At 48.4% G+C, this 18,401-nt stretch carries 15 protein-coding genes; 8 read left to right on the top strand and 7 right to left on the bottom strand.

Annotated features, from left to right (window positions below; all coding sequences use genetic code 11):
• Positions 1-408 (top strand): hypothetical protein, encoded by a 408-nt coding sequence (locus tag OGV75_RS04025; RefSeq protein ID WP_016154111.1) that lies wholly within the window; start codon positions 1-3, stop codon positions 406-408.
• A gap of 31 nt (positions 409-439) precedes the next feature.
• Positions 440-1,831: a DUF4832 domain-containing protein gene (locus OGV75_RS04020; RefSeq protein WP_216426096.1), complete on the top strand. Its 1,392-nt coding sequence runs from the start codon at positions 440-442 to the stop codon at positions 1,829-1,831.
• A 46-nt stretch (positions 1,832-1,877) separates the two neighbouring features.
• On the opposite strand, the gene galE is transcribed toward OGV75_RS04020, so the two are convergent.
• The 6 genes from galE to melR all read right to left on the bottom strand — a co-directional run bounded on the left by galE (position 1,878) and on the right by melR (position 8,839).
• Positions 1,878-2,894, bottom strand: coding sequence for a UDP-glucose 4-epimerase GalE (gene galE, locus OGV75_RS04015; protein WP_016154109.1), 1,017 nt, complete (start codon positions 2,892-2,894; stop codon positions 1,878-1,880).
• Positions 2,895-2,961: 67 nt separating this feature from the next.
• On the bottom strand, positions 2,962-3,900 hold the full coding sequence (locus tag OGV75_RS04010) for a glucosamine inositolphosphorylceramide transferase family protein (RefSeq protein WP_131405261.1): 939 nt from the start codon (positions 3,898-3,900) through the stop codon (positions 2,962-2,964).
• A 259-nt stretch (positions 3,901-4,159) separates the two neighbouring features.
• Complete coding sequence (locus OGV75_RS04005) at positions 4,160-4,795, bottom strand: carbonic anhydrase (protein WP_016154107.1); 636 nt, start codon at positions 4,793-4,795, stop codon at positions 4,160-4,162.
• 154 nt (positions 4,796-4,949) lie between these two features.
• The gene (locus tag OGV75_RS04000) at positions 4,950-6,122 is read right to left on the bottom strand and encodes a MalY/PatB family protein (RefSeq protein ID WP_286480369.1); all 1,173 of its coding nucleotides are present in this window, start codon (positions 6,120-6,122) and stop codon (positions 4,950-4,952) included.
• Positions 6,123-6,246: 124 nt separating this feature from the next.
• Complete coding sequence (nhaC, locus tag OGV75_RS03995) at positions 6,247-7,707, bottom strand: Na+/H+ antiporter NhaC (protein WP_046275107.1); 1,461 nt, start codon at positions 7,705-7,707, stop codon at positions 6,247-6,249.
• Between the two features lie 193 nt (positions 7,708-7,900).
• A complete protein-coding gene (melR, locus tag OGV75_RS03990) occupies positions 7,901-8,839 on the bottom strand; it encodes a transcriptional regulator MelR (protein ID WP_053389478.1) in 939 nt (312 codons plus the stop codon).
• A gap of 309 nt (positions 8,840-9,148) precedes the next feature.
• Here melR and OGV75_RS03985 point away from each other — a divergent pair, with 309 nt between their 5' ends.
• Complete coding sequence (locus OGV75_RS03985) at positions 9,149-9,649, top strand: anti-virulence regulator CigR family protein (RefSeq protein WP_053389479.1); 501 nt, start codon at positions 9,149-9,151, stop codon at positions 9,647-9,649.
• Between the two features lie 79 nt (positions 9,650-9,728).
• On the opposite strand, the gene OGV75_RS03980 is transcribed toward OGV75_RS03985, so the two are convergent.
• Positions 9,729-11,477: a sigma-54 interaction domain-containing protein gene (locus OGV75_RS03980; RefSeq protein WP_049270992.1), complete on the bottom strand. Its 1,749-nt coding sequence runs from the start codon at positions 11,475-11,477 to the stop codon at positions 9,729-9,731.
• A gap of 379 nt (positions 11,478-11,856) precedes the next feature.
• Between OGV75_RS03980 and dpaL the strand changes: the two genes are divergently transcribed.
• The 5 genes from dpaL to evgA all read left to right on the top strand — a co-directional run bounded on the left by dpaL (position 11,857) and on the right by evgA (position 18,399).
• A complete protein-coding gene (gene dpaL, locus OGV75_RS03975) occupies positions 11,857-13,068 on the top strand; it encodes a diaminopropionate ammonia-lyase (RefSeq protein ID WP_131405393.1) in 1,212 nt (403 codons plus the stop codon).
• Between the two features lie 36 nt (positions 13,069-13,104).
• Positions 13,105-14,289: a YgeY family selenium metabolism-linked hydrolase gene (locus OGV75_RS03970; protein ID WP_047499508.1), complete on the top strand. Its 1,185-nt coding sequence runs from the start codon at positions 13,105-13,107 to the stop codon at positions 14,287-14,289.
• Between the two features lie 67 nt (positions 14,290-14,356).
• Positions 14,357-15,949: an N-acyl-D-amino-acid deacylase family protein gene (locus tag OGV75_RS03965; RefSeq protein ID WP_080859110.1), complete on the top strand. Its 1,593-nt coding sequence runs from the start codon at positions 14,357-14,359 to the stop codon at positions 15,947-15,949.
• Positions 15,950-16,027: 78 nt separating this feature from the next.
• On the top strand, positions 16,028-17,314 hold the full coding sequence (locus OGV75_RS03960) for an MFS transporter (RefSeq protein WP_286480368.1): 1,287 nt from the start codon (positions 16,028-16,030) through the stop codon (positions 17,312-17,314).
• Positions 17,315-17,784: 470 nt separating this feature from the next.
• Positions 17,785-18,399, top strand: coding sequence for an acid-sensing system DNA-binding response regulator EvgA (evgA, locus tag OGV75_RS03955; protein ID WP_016157256.1), 615 nt, complete (start codon positions 17,785-17,787; stop codon positions 18,397-18,399).
• Positions 18,400-18,401: the final 2 nt, after the last annotated feature.

Here is an 18,401-nt window from a genome sequence, read left to right as displayed (position 1 = left end):
TTGACCAGTCCTCAAAATCGTCCTCCCGTCATCGAACGATTTTATGCTCATCTTGACGAGCCGATTGCGCAAGGGTTGACCCCTGAACAAAAAGAAGGGGTGGAAAAAGCGATCCTGGCCTCGACTCTGACTTCGCGGCATCAGATCGATATTCGCCGAAGCTTTCCCTTTTTCAGTAAACGCTATTATCTGGTTTTTTTGTTTGGCAGAGATTTGCGTCGGCAGCATCGTCAGGAATCGACCCTGTCGAGAATATTGCTCACTTTTTTGCTGCTGATAGCCGTGTTGTTCGTTACCTGCTGCGTATTGCTGACGCTGTATATGATCAAATCAGCATTAGGTATTGATGTGTTCCAAAATTTTCATGTGGGTATATGGGACTGGTGGTTAAGTCTGAAAAACCGCTAGCGTAAACAAACCTGTGGAGGGCGTCACTGCGATGAAGTGTAAATGGGTTTCTGCGCTGTTGTTGATGTCCTTTCCGTTGGCGGTTATGTCCGCATTAACGACCGTAACCCCCAAAGCATTAACGGGCCCGCTAACCAATCCGGGGATTGGCGTGGCAAGTTTCCATCAGGGGTACGGTGAAACGCTGGGTCTGGCGGATTATCCCAATACCGGATTTGAATACGAGCGATTTTACTGGCGAGAGCTGGAGCCTGTTGAAGGTCAGTATAATTTTGCGCTGGTGGATGATGCCTTCAAATACGCGGCAGCGCATCGTCCCGCGATGAATGTCGGGCTGCGGTTTATGGTGCTTGCCGATCCGGGGGATGGCACCAAAATTCCCGATTGGCTGATTAAAAAAGGCGTGAAAGGTAGCTGGACGCCCGATAATAAAACATTTATTCCGGATTTAAGCGACCCGCTGTTTATTGAGTACAGCCAGCGTCTGCTGAACGCATTCGGAAAACGCTACGACGGTAATGCGAATCTCGCTTTTGTGGATATCGGCATGGTGGGGGCCTGGGGGGAATGGCATAACAGCAATTTCCCTGAGCTGAAACCACTGTTGGAGCAGTACTCCACCGCGCAGTTAGACCGCTACGTCGCAATGCACTTTTCTGCCTTCCCTTCGACGCCGAAAATAATGTTGATGAGCGGTGGGCAAAGTCTGGCGAATGCGGTGGCGCGAGGGGCTGGATGGCGGGCGGATTGCTGGGGTGACCTGCGCGTATTTTCGGACTCCTGGAGCCATATGGCCGATGATTACCCGCAGCGATTACTGGCAGCACAGCAGAGCTATTCGGGGTTTAACGATGCCTGGAAACGTGCGCCGGTCAGTCTGGAAATCTGTTCATATATGCAGGACTGGAAGAACACCTTCCACTATACGCGTGCCGAAGTGCAGGGCATTTTTGACTGGGCGGTCAAGCAGCACGCCAGCACGATCAACCTGAAATCGAGAGCGATACCCAGCGATTATCGACCGATTGTTGATGATGCGCTGACCAAACTGGGCTATCGGTTTCGCTTAGCGTCTCTGAGCCATGAGTCCGTGTGGGACGGCGGACAAACGTTGAGGTTGAACAGTACCTGGTATAACGAAGGTATCGCACCGATTTATCTGCCCTACACGCTGGCATTTCGTGTGGTGGATAGCGCCAATAAGGTGGTGGCGCAGGGGAATGCGGCGGATGATATACGACGTTGGCTCCCGGGCGTTTATCAGGTTAGCTACGCATTGCCCATGCCGGGTCGACTGGCGAAAGGGCAATACGCCATTGAGGTTTCGATGCTGGATAAATCCGGGGTGGCAAGAATTAACTTTGCCAACGAAGGAAAGCAGAGCAGCGGCTGGTATCGCGTATCAACGATAACTGCACACTAGCCCGTCACGGCAACGAGCCTGAGGCTCAGGCTCGTTGCCGGGTACATCAGATGTTATAACCATTCGGGTTGTTTTTTTGCCAGTTCCAGGTGTCACGCATCATTTCATCAAGGTTGTAGATGGCCTTCCAGCCCAACTCTTTGTATGCCAGTGACGGGTCAGACCAACATTCGGCAATGTCGCCGGGCCTTCTGTCGACAAACTGATAGCTTATTTTTTTCTGCGCCGCTTTTTCAAACGCCTCAATCAGATTAATCACAGAATAACCGACCCCGGTACCGAGATTAATCACCTTATAGGCAGCGCCTTTATTCTGGCTATCCAGCGCGGCTAAATGGCCGGTCGCCAAATCCATGACGTGGATATAATCACGAACGCCGGTGCCGTCGGGGGTTGGATAGTCATTACCGTAAACCGACACAGTTTTCAGCTTACCAATCGCAACCTGGGAGATGTACGGCACCAGGTTATTGGGGATACCGTTGGGATCCTCACCAATCCGACCCGATGGATGGGCGCCTACCGGGTTGAAATAGCGCAGGCAGGTAATGCGGAAATCGGGCTGCGCGCGGGAGAAATCGGCCAGAATCTGTTCGACCATTAATTTAGAGGTACCGTACGGATTGGTGGTTCCCCCCGTACGCGATTGCTCGCTCAGCGGCACGCTTTCCGGATTACCGTATACCGTAGCTGATGAGCTAAAAATGAATCGATTAACGCCTGCGGCCAGCATCTCATCCAGTAAAACCAGCGTTCCAGTGACGTTGTTTTCGTAGTAAGCAAGGGGTTCTTTTATCGACTCGGAAACCGATTTGAGGCCCGCAAAATGAATGACATCGGTGATGTTATGGTTGGCGAAAATGTTTTTTAATGCCTGCCTGTCGAGAACATCAGCGATATAGACAATGGGTTCCCTTCCTGTGAGTTCCGCGACCCTGTCCAGCGAGATTCGGCTGGCGTTTGCCAGATTATCGATGACAACGACATCATCGCCTCTTTCCAGTAGCGTTAAAACAGTATGTGAACCAATATAACCTGCACCACCAGTGACAAGAATAGCCATATGGACTCCAGAAAAATGCTAAAAACCCGAGCGATTTTCCACCAATACCACCCAAGGATCCAGGGGATCAGTTATTTTGCCGGGAAAGGTATACGTTTCTATATTTTATCATACACTTATAGGATATTTTTTTAAAGATTGCCAACAGACTGAACTTATTTATTTTTGTATCATAGGCAATATAGTTACTTGAAAAATTTAGCGTGTGAACGCCGTCACTGTGGTTGATCGACGAATTGATTTGTTCGATCAGATTCTCATCAAAAGTAGCGTCATTCAGTGTGACTAATTCTTTGATGTAGATAGATTTTCCATATGTTTCAGGTGTGCATTCCTGGGTTAAGAAATACATTTTGTTATCGACAAGATAAGGCGCACCCGCTCCCCGATGATGATGATTGCTCACCTTCAATGCAGGAGTAATTCTCTGCCACTGTCCGTGAAGATGCTCTGCCGAATGAATAATTATTTTATTATCCATGGTGGTCGATATAAGATAGCAGGTCTCATTCATTGAAAGAAAAATGTTATCTGTCACTTCGGTGTCAGAGATTAGAACTTTAATTTTCTTCCAGCGTGTAGGAAACTCTACTGACTGAAACAGTATCACTTCTTTTCTTTCTGATGATTCAGGAATCATGAAGAGCTGATCGTTAATATTGATCAGGAACGGAAATGACAAATGACACATCAGGTCGTCAAAACCTTCAAGTTTCACGTCATCAATTTCAACCAGTTCACGATCAAGAATACGGCATCGGAGCGTGCCTTTCGAGTTGCGAAAGCTAAAAGCTTCATAAAAAACATACAGTTTATCATCTTTTTCAATAAGAAAAGGATCGGCTTGAAACGTATATTCCTTTTTTAACTGCTGTGCAGCGGATTTATTTAATATATCCAGTGTGTTATCTGGGAATTGGTGTGTACCATGATCCTTAATAATCATGATATCCCATGATTCATGATAGAATAACATGTTTATTATTCGTTTTAATTTCGCTTGCATTTGCGTCAGCTCCTTTTTATCGCCTGCACCATTATCAGAATTGATATCGCTGCTAGATAATTTTGATAAAACACTCAGGTGAACAGCTGTTTTAACTCTAAATACATGCAATCTGTTGCAATACTGAATGGATGAGCTAAGGCCAATGCAAAAGCAAAACATCAACGGCTATTTAAAAAACTAGCTGCAAGTGCGTTTTTTGTCTATAGCACAAAAGTAGGTAAAAGCTCTCCAGAGCATCCTTGCTCCAGGGGAAAATTTACTCGAAATGCACCTGCGGGTTATCTGCAAGGGAAACATAGGTTTTGCTGTTTTTATCAAGGGTACGGATTTCACCGCTTTCGATGTCATATACCCAGCCGTGCAGACGAAGCGCATTATTTCGCAGCCCAACCGCGACGCAAGGATGCGTTTTAATATTATTGAGCTGTGCGATAACGTTTTCTTCCACCATGGCGTTAACTTTATCGATTGGGTTATCCCAGGTTTTCTTCTCAACCACGGCTTTCGCGGCATCGGCATAGTGCAACCAGTGAGCCACAGCGGGCATCGGATCCAGAGGCTGGCTATCAGCAATGGCTTTCATCGCGCCGCAGTTGGAGTGTCCGCAGATGACGATATCCGTCACGCCAAGTGCGACAACCGCGTATTCAATCGTAGCAGATACGCCACCGGGTTCCGGTCCAAAAGACGGAACGATATTACCGGCGTTGCGGATAACGAAAAGCTGTCCGGGCTCTTGCTGAGTAACGAGTTCTGGCACCAGGCGGCTATCGGAACAGGAGATGAAAAGCGCTTTGGGATTCTGGCTGGATGCCAGGCTGCGAAAGAGTTCCTTACGTTGAGGGAAAATCTCTTTTTGGAAGTTGAGGAAGCCCTCAATGATATGTTGCATAGCAGTGTCTCTTTTCTCTGTTTAAGCAGGTTATGATGAAGATCACACTTTCCAGTTTAACACCAGCCGACAGAACGGAAAAACTTTATAGCAGTTCTGCAACATCTTTGTATAGTTTTGCCCCACCGTGGCGGGGCAAAGAGTGTGATGCGCGCTACGCGTTCTGTCGTTTTTGGTACGCGGCTTTCAGTCGGTTCATCGCTTCTACCAGTACCGAGTGCGGGCACCCAACGTTGAGTCTCATGTGACCCTCTCCGCCGGGGCCATATTGCGCGCCTGGTGACAGACCCAGTTTTGCTTCCTGCACAAAAAATGCGCTTAGCTGTTCATCGCTAAGATTCATTTTTTCCGCGTTCAGAAACATAAGATACGATGCGCCGCCATACACAATGGAGATTAAGGGACAGTGCTTTTCAATTTCACTTTTAACAAACGCCACATTGTCGGCCAGGTAGGCTAATAATTTTTGGTGCCAGTCGCCACAATGGGTAAAGGCGCTGTAAATGGCCGCCTGCTGTAATGAATGTGTCTCGGCCAGGTAGCAGTTATCCAGGAAACCATAGAACTGATGGCGTAATTCATCATTTTTAATAATGGCAATTCCGCCCTGGATCGCCGCCGTGTTGAAGGTTTTACTGATTGAGGTCAGCACGATTGACTGGCTCCCTGTCGCTTCGTCTAAAGTAAAAAACGGCAGATGGCGCTTGCCTGGCAGGGTTAAATCACTATGCACTTCATCGGAGAGAATAATGACGCCAGCTTGCTGACAATAGTGACTTACTTTTTCCAGCGTTTCCCGCGACCACACCATACCGCCCGGATTATGCGGCGAAGGGAAAAGAAACATTTTGCACTGCTTGAGTTTTTCGCTGAAATCATGCCAGTCAAATTCGTAATGACCATCTTTCTCAATGAGGCGCGTTTGAATCAAATTCCTGCCGCTGGTATTTACCAGATTAGGGTAGGGGTCATATATTGGCGTACAGGTTAAAATATTATCACCTGGTCGGGTAAACACCATCAGAGAGAGCACGATAGTTTTTATGACGCCGGGAATAAAATGCAACCAGTGTGGCTTTATGTCGACATCATACTGTTGCGCATACCAATGAATAACGGACTCTTGCCATTGCGGATAATCCAGGTTGTAGCCTTGTACCGGCTGCGACACCACTGAACGCAGTGTGCTCATGATTGGCTCTGGCGTCACAAAATCCATATCTGCAATCCACAGCGGTAATACTTCGGTGGTGCCGTACATCTGTTGTAATTGACCGTATTTACGGCAATTAACATCCCTTATGACAATATCATCAAACAAAGACATTGCTGACTCCTGGACAGTCTCTGAAAAATAGTTTAAGCAACGCAACAGTGAAGAATATTTCTGTATATCTAATTGATATATTAAATTTACCCTGGTGGTAGCCAATATTTAGCTATTTATTAGCCTATGATTTTTGCTCAACCATATGCTCTGTAGCTTCATTTGGTTCATATTTAGCAATACCAATACCGGTGGCCGCCCACAGCAGGGCAAAGATGATGCCGCTGTAGCAGAGGATTGCCCATGGCAAATAATCAAGCGTCGCCACGCCCAGCATCGTGGCGCAATAAACGCCTGAGGCAGACCAGGGGATAATCGGTTCGACAACGGTTCCCGCATCTTCGGTAGTACGCGAGAGGTTCTTTGTCGCAAGCCCTCGTTTTTTATATTCTTCTTTAAAGGCATCGCCGCACAGCAGCAGTGGCAAGGTTCCATTTGCCGTACAGGCACAGATGGTGAACGTCGTCACAATCGTGGTGGCCACCAGGCGGAATGTGGATTTAACGCCTTTCGTGAGCGCGTTTATCACGGTGTGCAAAGAGCCTGTCGCACTCATTGCGCCGGCAAAGCTGAAGGCGCTGAAGACGGTGACGAAGCTGCTAAACATTGAAATGGCGCCGCCTCGTTCCAGTAAGCGCGAAACATCTGATGACAGTGTTGGCAGGTTATCTCCGGTGAGCATCGCGAGCTTAAAACCGCTAACCACGGATTCGCCAACCGATGATGCGGTAAATTGCTGAAAGGCTAATGCCAGAATCATCGAGACTATTGTGGATAAAAAGAGCATCGGGATTGGCGGTCTTTTTGACAGTGAGCCATACAAAACGATGATCGGTGGCAACAGTAGCAGAATGTTAAAGTGATAAATCTGGCCGATAGCGTTCATCAAGTTGGTGATATTGGCTGGCGCGCTGGATGAGGCATCAATGCCCATGCCCATATAGCTGTATACGACGCAGCAAATAATAAATCCCGGGCCGGTGGTCCACAGCAGATGGCCGATATGCGAGTACAGGTTTACACCGGCAGCCAGCGCCGCCATGTTGGTTGAGTCAGAAACCGGAGAAAGCTTATCACCAAACCAGCAGCCGGAGACAATAGCGCCAGCAGCAATGGGCAGCGAAACATTCAGACCAATCGCTACGCCAATCATGGCGATCCCGACGGTTCCGATGGATCCCCAGGAGGTGCCGGTACAGACTGAGATCAGCGCTCCCAGCATAAATGCTGAAATATAGAAATACTGCGGGTTAATCCACTTCAGACCATAATAAATCATCATTGGAATAGTGCCTGACACCATCCATGCGCCAATTAAGAAACCGATACTGGCGACGATTAATATGACAGGAAGCGCTTCAGATATTTTATTGCAAATAGATTGTAGAATGTCATCCCACGTGTAGCCGTGAGCGATGGCGATAAACGAGGCGGTTGCGGTTCCCACGAGGATCATGGGTTCAGCTCGAATATTGAAGATAAAATATCCGATGCTAATGCCACCCAGCATGACTATCATGGGTAAAACTGACCAAAAGAAAGACAATGGCTTTCTGTTGTTGGCGGTGCAGCTATTTAATTCCATAATTACATCCCAATCGTTAATGGTTGAACACGTCAAATAAATACCTGCTACAGGTCACCCATAACTGAGTAACATAGTTGCCAGAGTTCATGTCTGAACCCTATTTTATTAACTGCTGCAGATTATCTATTTTGACCTGCTATTCTGATGCTTATATTTTGGTTGTAAGGTAAGAGTGAGTTTGACGAATAAATTACCCCTCGGCATAAGGTGAATGATTTCGGCGCTGTTGGCTCAGTTTGCGATACTGCTGCGGCGGCATGCCGACGTATTTATGAAATGAGCTATAAAAACGGCTGCTGGATCGGAAACCTGCAATTGTAGCGATATCCAGAATTGTTTTATCCGTATCGCTGAGCAAAGCCCGCACATGGTTGATGCGCATTGCGGTAATATACTGTTTCATGGTTAGTTGCATCACGCGATGAAAAATGCCCATCGCATAATTTGGGTTGAGCTTAACGTGTTCGGCAATTGCATCGACCGTAAGCTGTTTGTCGCAGTTTGCGGCAATAAACTCCAGCATCTGGCTGACGTAAAACTGTGAATGCCGTGAAATACTGTTTTTCTGGGTGCGCGATGTTTTGTTACCCAGCACTGGCCGCCAGCCAGCGAGGCTAAATCGCTTGAGCATCAGGGCAATCTCATCAATGGCTAATTGACGAATTTGCTCATTGTCGCTGTTGAGTTCAATCTGCCAGCGCTGCACTTCAAAAGCACTCAATTGCTGCGAGGCAAGCGACGTGATCACCATCCCATGCGTCACGTGGTTAATCAGTTCCCTGTCCAGCGGCCAGGACAAAAACAGATGCATCGGTAAGTTGAAGATGGCCATCTGTTTACAGTGCCCGGCATCCGTCAGCTGATGGGGTGTGCAGGCCCAGAACAGCGTGATAAAGCCCTGTTTGCTTTTCACTACTTCGTCATTGAAAAGGTACTCCACATCGCCATCAAACGGCACATTCACTTCAACCTGACCGTGCCAGTGGCTGTAGGTCATGGCCAGCGGAGCCCGCAGCTCGACGTCCATCCGCTGATACTCTGAGTAGAGCGCCAGCGGACTTCGCGACTTTTTTTCATAGCTGCGACACATATGTGGGTCGAGCGGCAGCTGCGGGGTACTTTTTGCCATTATGGGTGGGTTCCTGAATAGTGAATCTGACCATGGGTAGCGCCAAAGCATGAACATAGCTTAACCGAAAAAAAACGCCGTTTTCTCTCCATTTTCGCGAAGTTATTCCCAAAAACTCAGATCCTGTGCCTGTCGCTTGCCGATCTGAGTTAACGGGAATGGCGGTTTTTAATTTAAAAAACGGTCAATCAAAGCTGCTCACTTTGCAAAGCGACAGCGTTTTTCTGCCAATAAATCGGATTCATAGCGATAGCCAATATTCACGCAATACCATACATTTTGTATGTATCCATATCTTAAGGAATCATCATGTCCAGGCTCCGTACTTTAGCAACGGCTTTAGTTGCCGTTGCCGCGATGTCGATGTGCGCTATCCCCGTTTCGGCTAACCCCGGCAATGGCAACGGAAATGGTAATAGCGGCAACCATGGTAATAGTGGGAATAAGGGTAATAGCAGTCATAGCCAGAAAGGAAATCCAGGCCCAAAAAACAACTCGCAATCGGAACAGCGTAAAAATTATGGCAAGCCGGACCATGTTGATAGTGATATTAGCTATAACATGGCCAGGCAGTACGCCGTCAGATATGGTTTGACGGGATATAAGTCACTGCCTCCGGGCATCGCCAAAAATCTGGCGCGAGGAAAACCACTTCCTCCGGGGATCGCTAAGAAAAGTGTCCCATCCTCGATGCTGAATCAACTGCCATATTACCCGGGTTATGAATGGCAGGTTGTTGGCGACAATCTGGTGTTGATTGCACTGAGCACGGCAATTGTCACCGCGGTTATCAATGGTGTGTTTGATTAAGTATCCCTGTACTTAATTTGCTCTGTTATACCCACCACAAGCCCGCGCTACGCGGGCTTAATTGTTAAAAAAATGGGGCTCACAAACCATACAGTTTTATTTTTCGATAGAGCGTGGCAATACTGACTCCCAGTTCTGATGCAGCCTGTTTTTTGCCCTCCACGCTTGAACCAAATCGCTGAATGGCATTTTCGATGGCGTCCCTTTCCGCTTGTTTTCCTTGGTTCGCCAGCTGTCGGGGTTGTGCGGTCATCGTGGTTTTCCTGCTGTCAGCCGGGGAGAGTAAATAAGGGGGCAGATGGCTGGCGTTGATCCCGGCGGCTTCTCCGCGCATCACAAAAATGTATTCGATGACGTTGCGTAATTCACGAATGTTCCCCGGCCAGTGCCAGGCATAAAGGCGATTAATAACGTCATCGGGCAGTTTTTGCGGTGCACGTTGGTAACTGACCGAAAACTCATCGGCAAAGTATTGTGCGAGGACGGCGATATCAGCTCTGCGTTCACGCAGGGAAGGAAGCACCAGAGGGACGACATTCAGGCGATAGAAAAGGTCTTCGCGAAACTGATTATTCTCGACCATCGCGCTAATATTTTTGTTGGTCGCGGCAATAATGCGCACATCAATATTAATGATGTTATTAGAACCCACGCGGGTGATCGCTTTTTCCTGCAACACCCTGAGCAGCTTGGCCTGCAGGTGCAGCGGCATATCGCCGATCTCATCCAGAAACAGGCTGCCGCCGTTGGCCAGTTCAAATTTCCCCATTCGTCCTTTGGGATCTGCACCGCTAAATGCACCGCGTACATAGCCAAACAGTTCGCTTTCCAGTAGTTGCTCGGGGATTGCCGCGCAGTTGATTGTCACGAAAGGGGCTGCTTTACGGGGGCTGTTTTGGTGAATGGCAAATGCCACGACCTCTTTACCCGAGCCGCTTTCCCCGGTGATGAGCACGCTGGCGTAGCTGTTGGCAATTTTGCTAATGGTGCTTCTGAGCTGCTCCATTGAGGAAGAGTGACCAATCAGCCGCACCTGCGTGTCAGACTCGTAAGGGGATGGAGTAAGGTTACTCAGGTAGTCGTGCGCATCACGAAAGATGACCATCGTTAAGCGATCGTTATCCAGCGAGGAGAGCGAAATTTGTTTGCACAGTACATGGTGTTTCTGGCCTTCAAGCGTCAGCCATGCTTCTTCATCGCCATACAAACTGTCCCCGGTTGTTTCAATGGTCAGCGGTAATCCTTGAACTTCGCGGTTGAGAATGCGATCGGCTGAATGATTGGCATGCCAGATAAGACCATTGCCATCAATTGCTACAACGCCGCGGTCCATGGCATCGATCAGACGCCGAAATGCGCCGAGGGTTTCCTGCGCGCGTAAACGCTCCAGACATTCAAAGACCTTACTGGAGATCATCACCGCGATTTGCTCAATAAAAGTGACAAATTTATCAATCTGGCTCAATAACGCGTCACGCTGCGCCTGGGTTGAGCAAATAATTCCGATCACGCCAATCACACGATTGTTGAGAAAAATTGGTGCGTTCAAATCCAGCATTTCAGAACAGTAGTGGTGTTTTTCACATAACTGACACAGCGGATGTTCGCCGGGGTTTTTGATAAGAACTGTTTCTCGGACCTGCAAAACGTGGTGGTAGATGTAGCCATTTTTTGCCACGTTTTCATTGAGCATATGTCGGTATTTACCGGTGCCAGCGATGCGCATTAAGGATTCATCGATGATTTCAACATCCGTTCCGGTTATGCCAGAAATAGCGTCGGCATAATTGCAGATATCATCCTGGATATTGCTGAGTACTGAAATCATGGTACTTCTCCGGCAGTGAGTGGCATTTCTCAAGGGAGATGATAAATATGCGAAGCAATGCAAAAATGATTTGCGAAAAATCAATCTACCGCTCTGTTTTTGGATGTTTTTTTTATTTTATCTTCCGCGATCACACTATTTATCAATTGTGAGAATTTATCAAACGAGGCGATAAACTAACGCTGTGGTATTTTTCAGTGCCCATCTCGGTTTCTTTTTAATTATTTGAAAATAAAGACTTTGTTAAAATATTTATAAGGTTTTACTCGATTAATAAAAAACTGGTAAGCATTTTGCTCTATTGGCAATACCGATAGCGTAAATATCTCTGTATACGTCTATTACAGGGAGCGAAATACCAGAACAATGAGGTTTTATGATGCAGGAAAACTTATCATTTTTTATCAACCAGACACCGTTTACTGAACATCCAAACGCGCCGCTGGCACCGTTTAGTCGCCAGGAACTGGTAAAAGCGTTGAATTTTCATCGGTCTATTCCGGGTTATGCGCCGACGCCGTTATATACGCTGCCGGCTCTTGCACAAAAGTTGGGTGTTAAAAATATCTATCTCAAGGATGAGTCTCAGCGTTTTGGCCTGAAAGCCTTCAAAGCGTTGGGCGGCTCCTATGCGATGGCGTGCCATATCGCGGAATTAATCGGCAAGGATATCAGTGAACTGCCGTTTAACGTGATGACCAGCGAAGAGGTACGCCGCGATCTCCAAACCGTCACGTTTGCCACCACCACCGATGGCAACCACGGTCGCGGTGTGGCGTGGATGGCGCGCCAGCTGAAGCAAAACGCCGTGGTTTATATGCCGAAGGGCTCTTCGCAGCAGCGTTTGACCTCCATCCGTAATGAAGGCGCTACCGCTGAAATCGTCGATATGAACTATGACGATGCGGTTCGCATGACCGCGGAACAGGCACAAAAGCATGGCTGGATTGTGGTGCAGGATACCGCCTGGGAAGGGTATGAAAAAATCCCGCAGTGGATTATGCAGGGCTACGGCACGCTGATGCTGGAGGCGATAGACCAGCTGCATCAGGTTGCGCCGACGCATATTTTTGTTCAGGCAGGCGTTGGCTCGTTTGCCGGAATGGTGCAGGGAATGGTGACGGCAGCCTGGGGTGAACACCGCCCGAAAGTGATCGTCGCTGAAGCGTTAATTGCCGATTGCCTTTACCGCTCTGCCCGCTCTAAAGAGGGGGATGCAATTGCGGTGGGCGGCGATTTGCAAACCGTGATGGCTGGTCTCGCCTGCGGTGAGGCGAACAGCATCGGCTGGAAACTGCTACGTGATTATGCCAACGCATTTGCCTCTTGCCCTGATGAAGTCGCAGCGCTGGGCATGCGCATGCTGGGTAATCCGTTGGCGGGCGATCCGCAGATCGTATCTGGTGAGTCCGGCGCGGTCACTTCCGGTCTGCTGGCGCTGCTGATGACCTCACCTGAACTGGCGCAAATGCGTGAACAACTGGGGCTGGATGCGCATTCCCGCGTGCTGTTGGTCAGTACCGAAGGCGACACCGACCCGCAACAATATCTGGATATTGTCTGGGGCGGTCAGTACCCGGGCATCAAATAACACATTTCCTGATTGAGAGAAATAACGGAGAAACCCATGTTATCTGCAAAACGTATTGATGAAGTTATTAAAAACTGTCAGGCGCTGATCCAACAAAAAAGTTATTCCGGTCAGGAAGGGGAAGTGGTTAATGCCATAAAAAAAATGATGCAGCATTACCAGTTCGATGACATCCACGTTGATAAGTACGGCAACATTGTGGGCGGCATTGTCGGCAATCAGCCGGGGAAAACGCTGGTTCTCGATGGACATATCGATACCGTGCCGGTCAACGAAGAGAAGTGGAGCCGCAACCCGTACGGCGGCGATATCGACGATGGCAAAATTTATGGTCGCGGTACAACCGATATGAAAGGTGCCGTGGCGGCGATGATTTCCGCCGTGGGTTTTTTCGGCCAGGACAATCAGCGTAATTTTGCCGGCAAAATCTACGTTGCCTGCATCGTGCATGAGGAGTGCTTTGAAGGTATTGCTGCCCGGCTGGTCAGCGAGCGCTATAAGCCGGACTACGTGATCATCGGTGAAGCTTCCGAGTTAAACCTGAAAATTGGTCAGCGTGGCCGCGCTGAAATTGTGGTCGAAACGTTTGGTAAACCCGCGCACTCCGCCAACCCGCAGGCAGGCATTAACGCGGTGTACAAAATGGCGCAATTGATCGACAAAATTCGCACAATCACTCCGCCAACGCACCCGGTACTGGGGCCTGGCATTCTGGAGCTTACCGACATTAAATCTTCGCCATACCCGGGAGCTTCGGTAGTGCCGGATTATTGTCGCGCAACCTACGATCGTCGTTTGCTGGTGGGTGAAACCAAAGAAAGTGTTATTGCCCCACTGGAAAATGCGCTTGCGGAACTTACCGCACAGGATCCGCAGTTTAAGGCCCGTGTCTCCTACGCGGTAGGTCAGGAGTCTTGCTATACCGGTGCCACGATTGAGGGCGAGCGCTTCTTCCCGGGTTGGGTGTATGACGAGTCTGACGAATTCGTGCAGGCCGCTCTGGCTGGCGTTCGCGAGGCCGGGTTTAATCCAACCATCACACAGTACTCATTTTGCACCAACGGCAGCCACTATGCGGGCGAAGCGGGAATTAAAACTATCGGCTTCGGACCTTCACGCGAAAACCTGGCCCACACCATCGATGAATATATCGAGATTGATCAGTTAACCGGCTCGGCCAGCGGCTATTACAGCATCATTCAGACACTCTATCGCCAATAAAAAGAAAGATAACAACCTCTTACCTTACAAGTGGTGTCGTGAAGCGATACCGCTATGGAGAATAACGATGAAAACCATTTTCAAAAACGGAAATGTAATCGATGGGACGGGCAGTAAAGGCAGAATTGCCGATGTGATGGTTGACGAAGGACGCATTGTCGCAATCGGTCAAATTGACGTTGGCGTTAATGAACAGGTTATTGACGCAACGGGAAAAATTATTTGTCCTGGTTTTATTGATACCCATACGCACTCTGACCTGTCGGCCATTATTAACCCCGCGCTGTCGGCAAAAATTCGTCAGGGTATTACCACCGAGCTGTTAGGGCAGGATGGTGTCGCCCTGGCGCCGTTGCCTGAAGAATATATTCCGGCCTGGCGTAAAAATATCGCCGGACTGGATGGCGATACCGACAAAATAGACTGGAAATATAAAAACACAGACGGCTACCTCAATCTGCTGGCATCGCGTCATCCGGCGACAAACCTCGCGTATTTAGTTCCGCATGGCAACGTACGCATGGAAGCCATGGGCCTGGATGGGCGCCCCTCTACTCGTGAGGATGTGGCGAAGATGTGCGAAATCCTTGAGCGGGAGTTACAAGCGGGGGCGTTTGGTCTTTCCACTGGGCTCATCTACATGCCTTGCGCCTTTGGCGATACCGCCGAAATGATTGAACTGTGCAAAGTGACGGCGAAATATGACGGGATCTTTGTGGTGCATCAGCGCAGTGAAGCAGACGATATTATCAACTCAACGCAGGAACTGATTGATATCGCCACCGCCACCGGTGTCTGGCTGCATATTTCACACATGAAGGTTTGCGGTAAGAAAAACTGGGGGCTGATTGACCAGATGCTGGGCATGTTGGAACAGGCGCAGGAAGAGGGGATTCGTATCTCTTTCGACCAGTATCCGTATGTGGCGGGCAGCACGATGCTCGGCGTGATCCTGCCGCCGTGGGTCCACTCCGGTGGCACTGACAAATTACTTGAGCGGCTGGCCTCGCCTGAACTGCGCGCCAAAATGATCGACGATATTCAGCAGGGCATTCCCGGCTGGGATAACTTTATCGATTTTGCCGGGCTGGACCAGATTTTTGTCACCAGCGTGAAAACGACAAAAAACCAGGATGCCGTCGGTCTGAACCTCGTTCAGTTGGGCGAGCTACGCGGAAAAGATCCGTACAACGCCACCTTCGATCTGCTGTTTGAAGAAGAAAACGCCGTTGGGATGGTCGACTTTTACGGTACTGAAGAGCATGTGATTAAGTTCCTTTGCCGTCCTGAGCAAAACGTCTGTACCGACGGTTTAATGGGGGCTGGCAAACCGCATCCGCGCGTGTTTGGCGCATTCCCTCGTGTGCTCGGTAAATATGTGCGTGAAGAGGGATGTCTGAGCTGGGAAGCGGCAATCCGTAAGATGACTGGCAAACCCGCTGAGGTATTAGGCCTGCAGGATCGTGGGCTGCTGAAAGTGGGTTATGCGGCGGATATTGTGATGTTCGATCCTAACACCATTGCCGATAAGGGCACTTTTGTTGAACCCAATCAATATCCGGAAGGGATTGAAATTGTCATGGTTAATGGGCGCATTGCCTTAATCAATGGCACTGAAAGTTATGCCTGTAGCGGTACGGTTATTAGAAAACAATATTAATAAATAACGCTAAACACGCATTGATTTATCGCGACCATTTATGGCCGCGGTAGATCACTACACCCTAAGGACATCACAATGAACCTACAAACGTCTTTACCTTCAGGTAAACCAAAGACCTGGAAAGCAAGGTATACCGTCCTGACATTGATCTGGCTGGCGTGGCTGCTCTCTTTTCTCGACAGAATGGTGATGAGCGTTTCGCTCCCTTATATCGGCAAAGATTTAAATCTGGATACGACCCAACAAGGGTTAATTATTAGCGCCTTTTTTATTGGTTATGCCGCGTTTCAAATTCCCGGCGGTTTACTGGCGGATAAGTTTGGTTCGCGCAAAATCATGGCCATCGGTATTGCCTGGTGGTCTGTTTTCACCAGCTTAACCGGCGCCGTGTTGACGCTGCCGCTAATGCTGGCCGTTCGCTTCTTCTTTGGTGTTGGTGAAGGTTGTTTCCCGTCGGCTTCCTGGAAGATGATATCAACCTATTTCCCGTCGAAAGAACGTGGCCGCGCCACGGCGATTCAGTCAACGGTAAACACCTTAGGCCCGGTGCTGGCGGTAGTGGTAGCCGCAAGTATAATCGGGGCCTTTGGCTGGCACATGGTCTTTATCGTGCTAGGTATTCCGGGTCTGTTTATCGCGGCGGGGATTTACTTATTTACCCGTGACAATCCGAAAGATCACCCCGCAATTACGCAGCAGGATCTGGCGGAACTGGCTGCTGACGAGCAGGGAAGCCTGCAAAACACCAGCGGCATCGCGTTTAAAGACGTCCTCAAAATGCCGGTGCTCTGGCAAATGGCAAGTATCTGGTTTTTGTTTGATATCACCTTCTGGGGCTTTTCAACCTGGCTGCCAAGCTACCTGATCACCGTTCGTGAGTTTTCTCTGGCAAAAACCGGCGTCATGGCGGCCATTCCCTTCCTGTTTGGCGCAGGCGGAACGTTGTTAGGCGGCTATTGCTCAGATAAATTTAAACCCCAGCGTAAAACGTTGTATGTCGTGACCTCCGTTATCGCCGCGGGTTTCCTGTACCTGACCTTCAGCGTGAGCAGTGCAGATATGGCGGTGGTTTATCAGTGTATTTCAGCCCTGTTCATGTTCTTCGCCATGGCGACATTTTGGGGCATTCTGATGGACACCATTCCCAGCAACATCATGGGGCGGGCATCCGGGATCGTTAACTTTGGCGGTCAGATGGCGGGAGTCGTTTCTGCACCTATCATCGGCTGGCTGATTCAAAGCAGTGGTGGAAGTTATAACAGCGCCTTTATCTTTATGATTGCCGCGCTGTTATGTTCTGCCGTCGTTACGCTGACCGTGAAAAGCTCTCATGCTATTGGGGCGTTGCCCAGTAAAGCCTGATTAATAGCTGACTCCTGTGGCTCTGCTGTTTCCTGAGCCACAGGGCGTTTTACTATCAAATCAGCAGGTTTATTATCTTTTTCTCCAGATTTGACCTGGTATAAAAATGATTCTTAGATAGCTATTCTGCATATACACCTTTGCCGTTGTGATGAAAACTCCCCCCTGGTTATATGACCCCGGCCATTAAGAATGAATCATAATAAATGAGGGATTTATCCTACGCATGTAGGAATATTCCTTTTGGTTGTGTTAATGGTTTGATATTTAGATAGGCTCAAGGTTTAAAATTTGTAAAATACAGTGTTGCATTTATGCCTTATTCTTCGTTTTTATAAAAAACTAATAAATATACGTGTGAATGTGTTAGGATTTACCTGATAACGCCTTATTTTTATAAATTATAATGCTTAAGGCTCACCTGCTCGATAGCCATCGCCTCTCTTTATTTATCGGGATTCTTATACGCAATGAACGCGATAATCGTTGATGATCACCCATTAGCTCGCATAGCCATCCGCAACTTACTCGATACTAATGGTATTACCGTAACCACCGAGCTCGACAGCGGAGAGCATGTGGTCCAAACCGTTGAGAAAACTAAGCCGGAGCTACTGATTATTGATGTGGATATTCCGGGCATCAGCGGCATCGAAGTGCTGGAGCAACTGCGAAAGCGGCACTATGCTGGTGTAATCATTATCATTTCAGCCAAAAATGAATTTTTTTACGGCAAACGTAGCGCCGAATACGGTGCCAACGGATTTGTGAGTAAAAAAGAGGGTATGAATAATATTCTTGCCGCAATCGAAGCTGCAAAAAATGGGTATAGCTATTTTCCCTTTTCCCTTGAGCATTTTACTGGCTCATCTGTCAGCGAACAGGATAAGCTTGATACGTTGTCGACCCAGGAAATGAGAGTGTTGCGTTATATTCTTAACGGTATGGATTACAGCACTATTGCCAGCAAAATGAACATCAGTAATAAAACGGTAAGCACCTATAAAAGCCGTTTGATGGAAAAATTAGATTGCTCGTCATTAATGGAAATTTATGATTATGCGCAAAGAAATAAAATAGGATAGAG

Source organism: Citrobacter sp. Cb028, from assembly GCF_030336705.1.
Lineage (GTDB): Bacteria > Pseudomonadota > Gammaproteobacteria > Enterobacterales > Enterobacteriaceae > Citrobacter > Citrobacter braakii.
The sequence above is the reverse complement of the archived record's forward strand: the minus strand, read 5'-3'. Positions and strand labels throughout refer to the sequence as shown.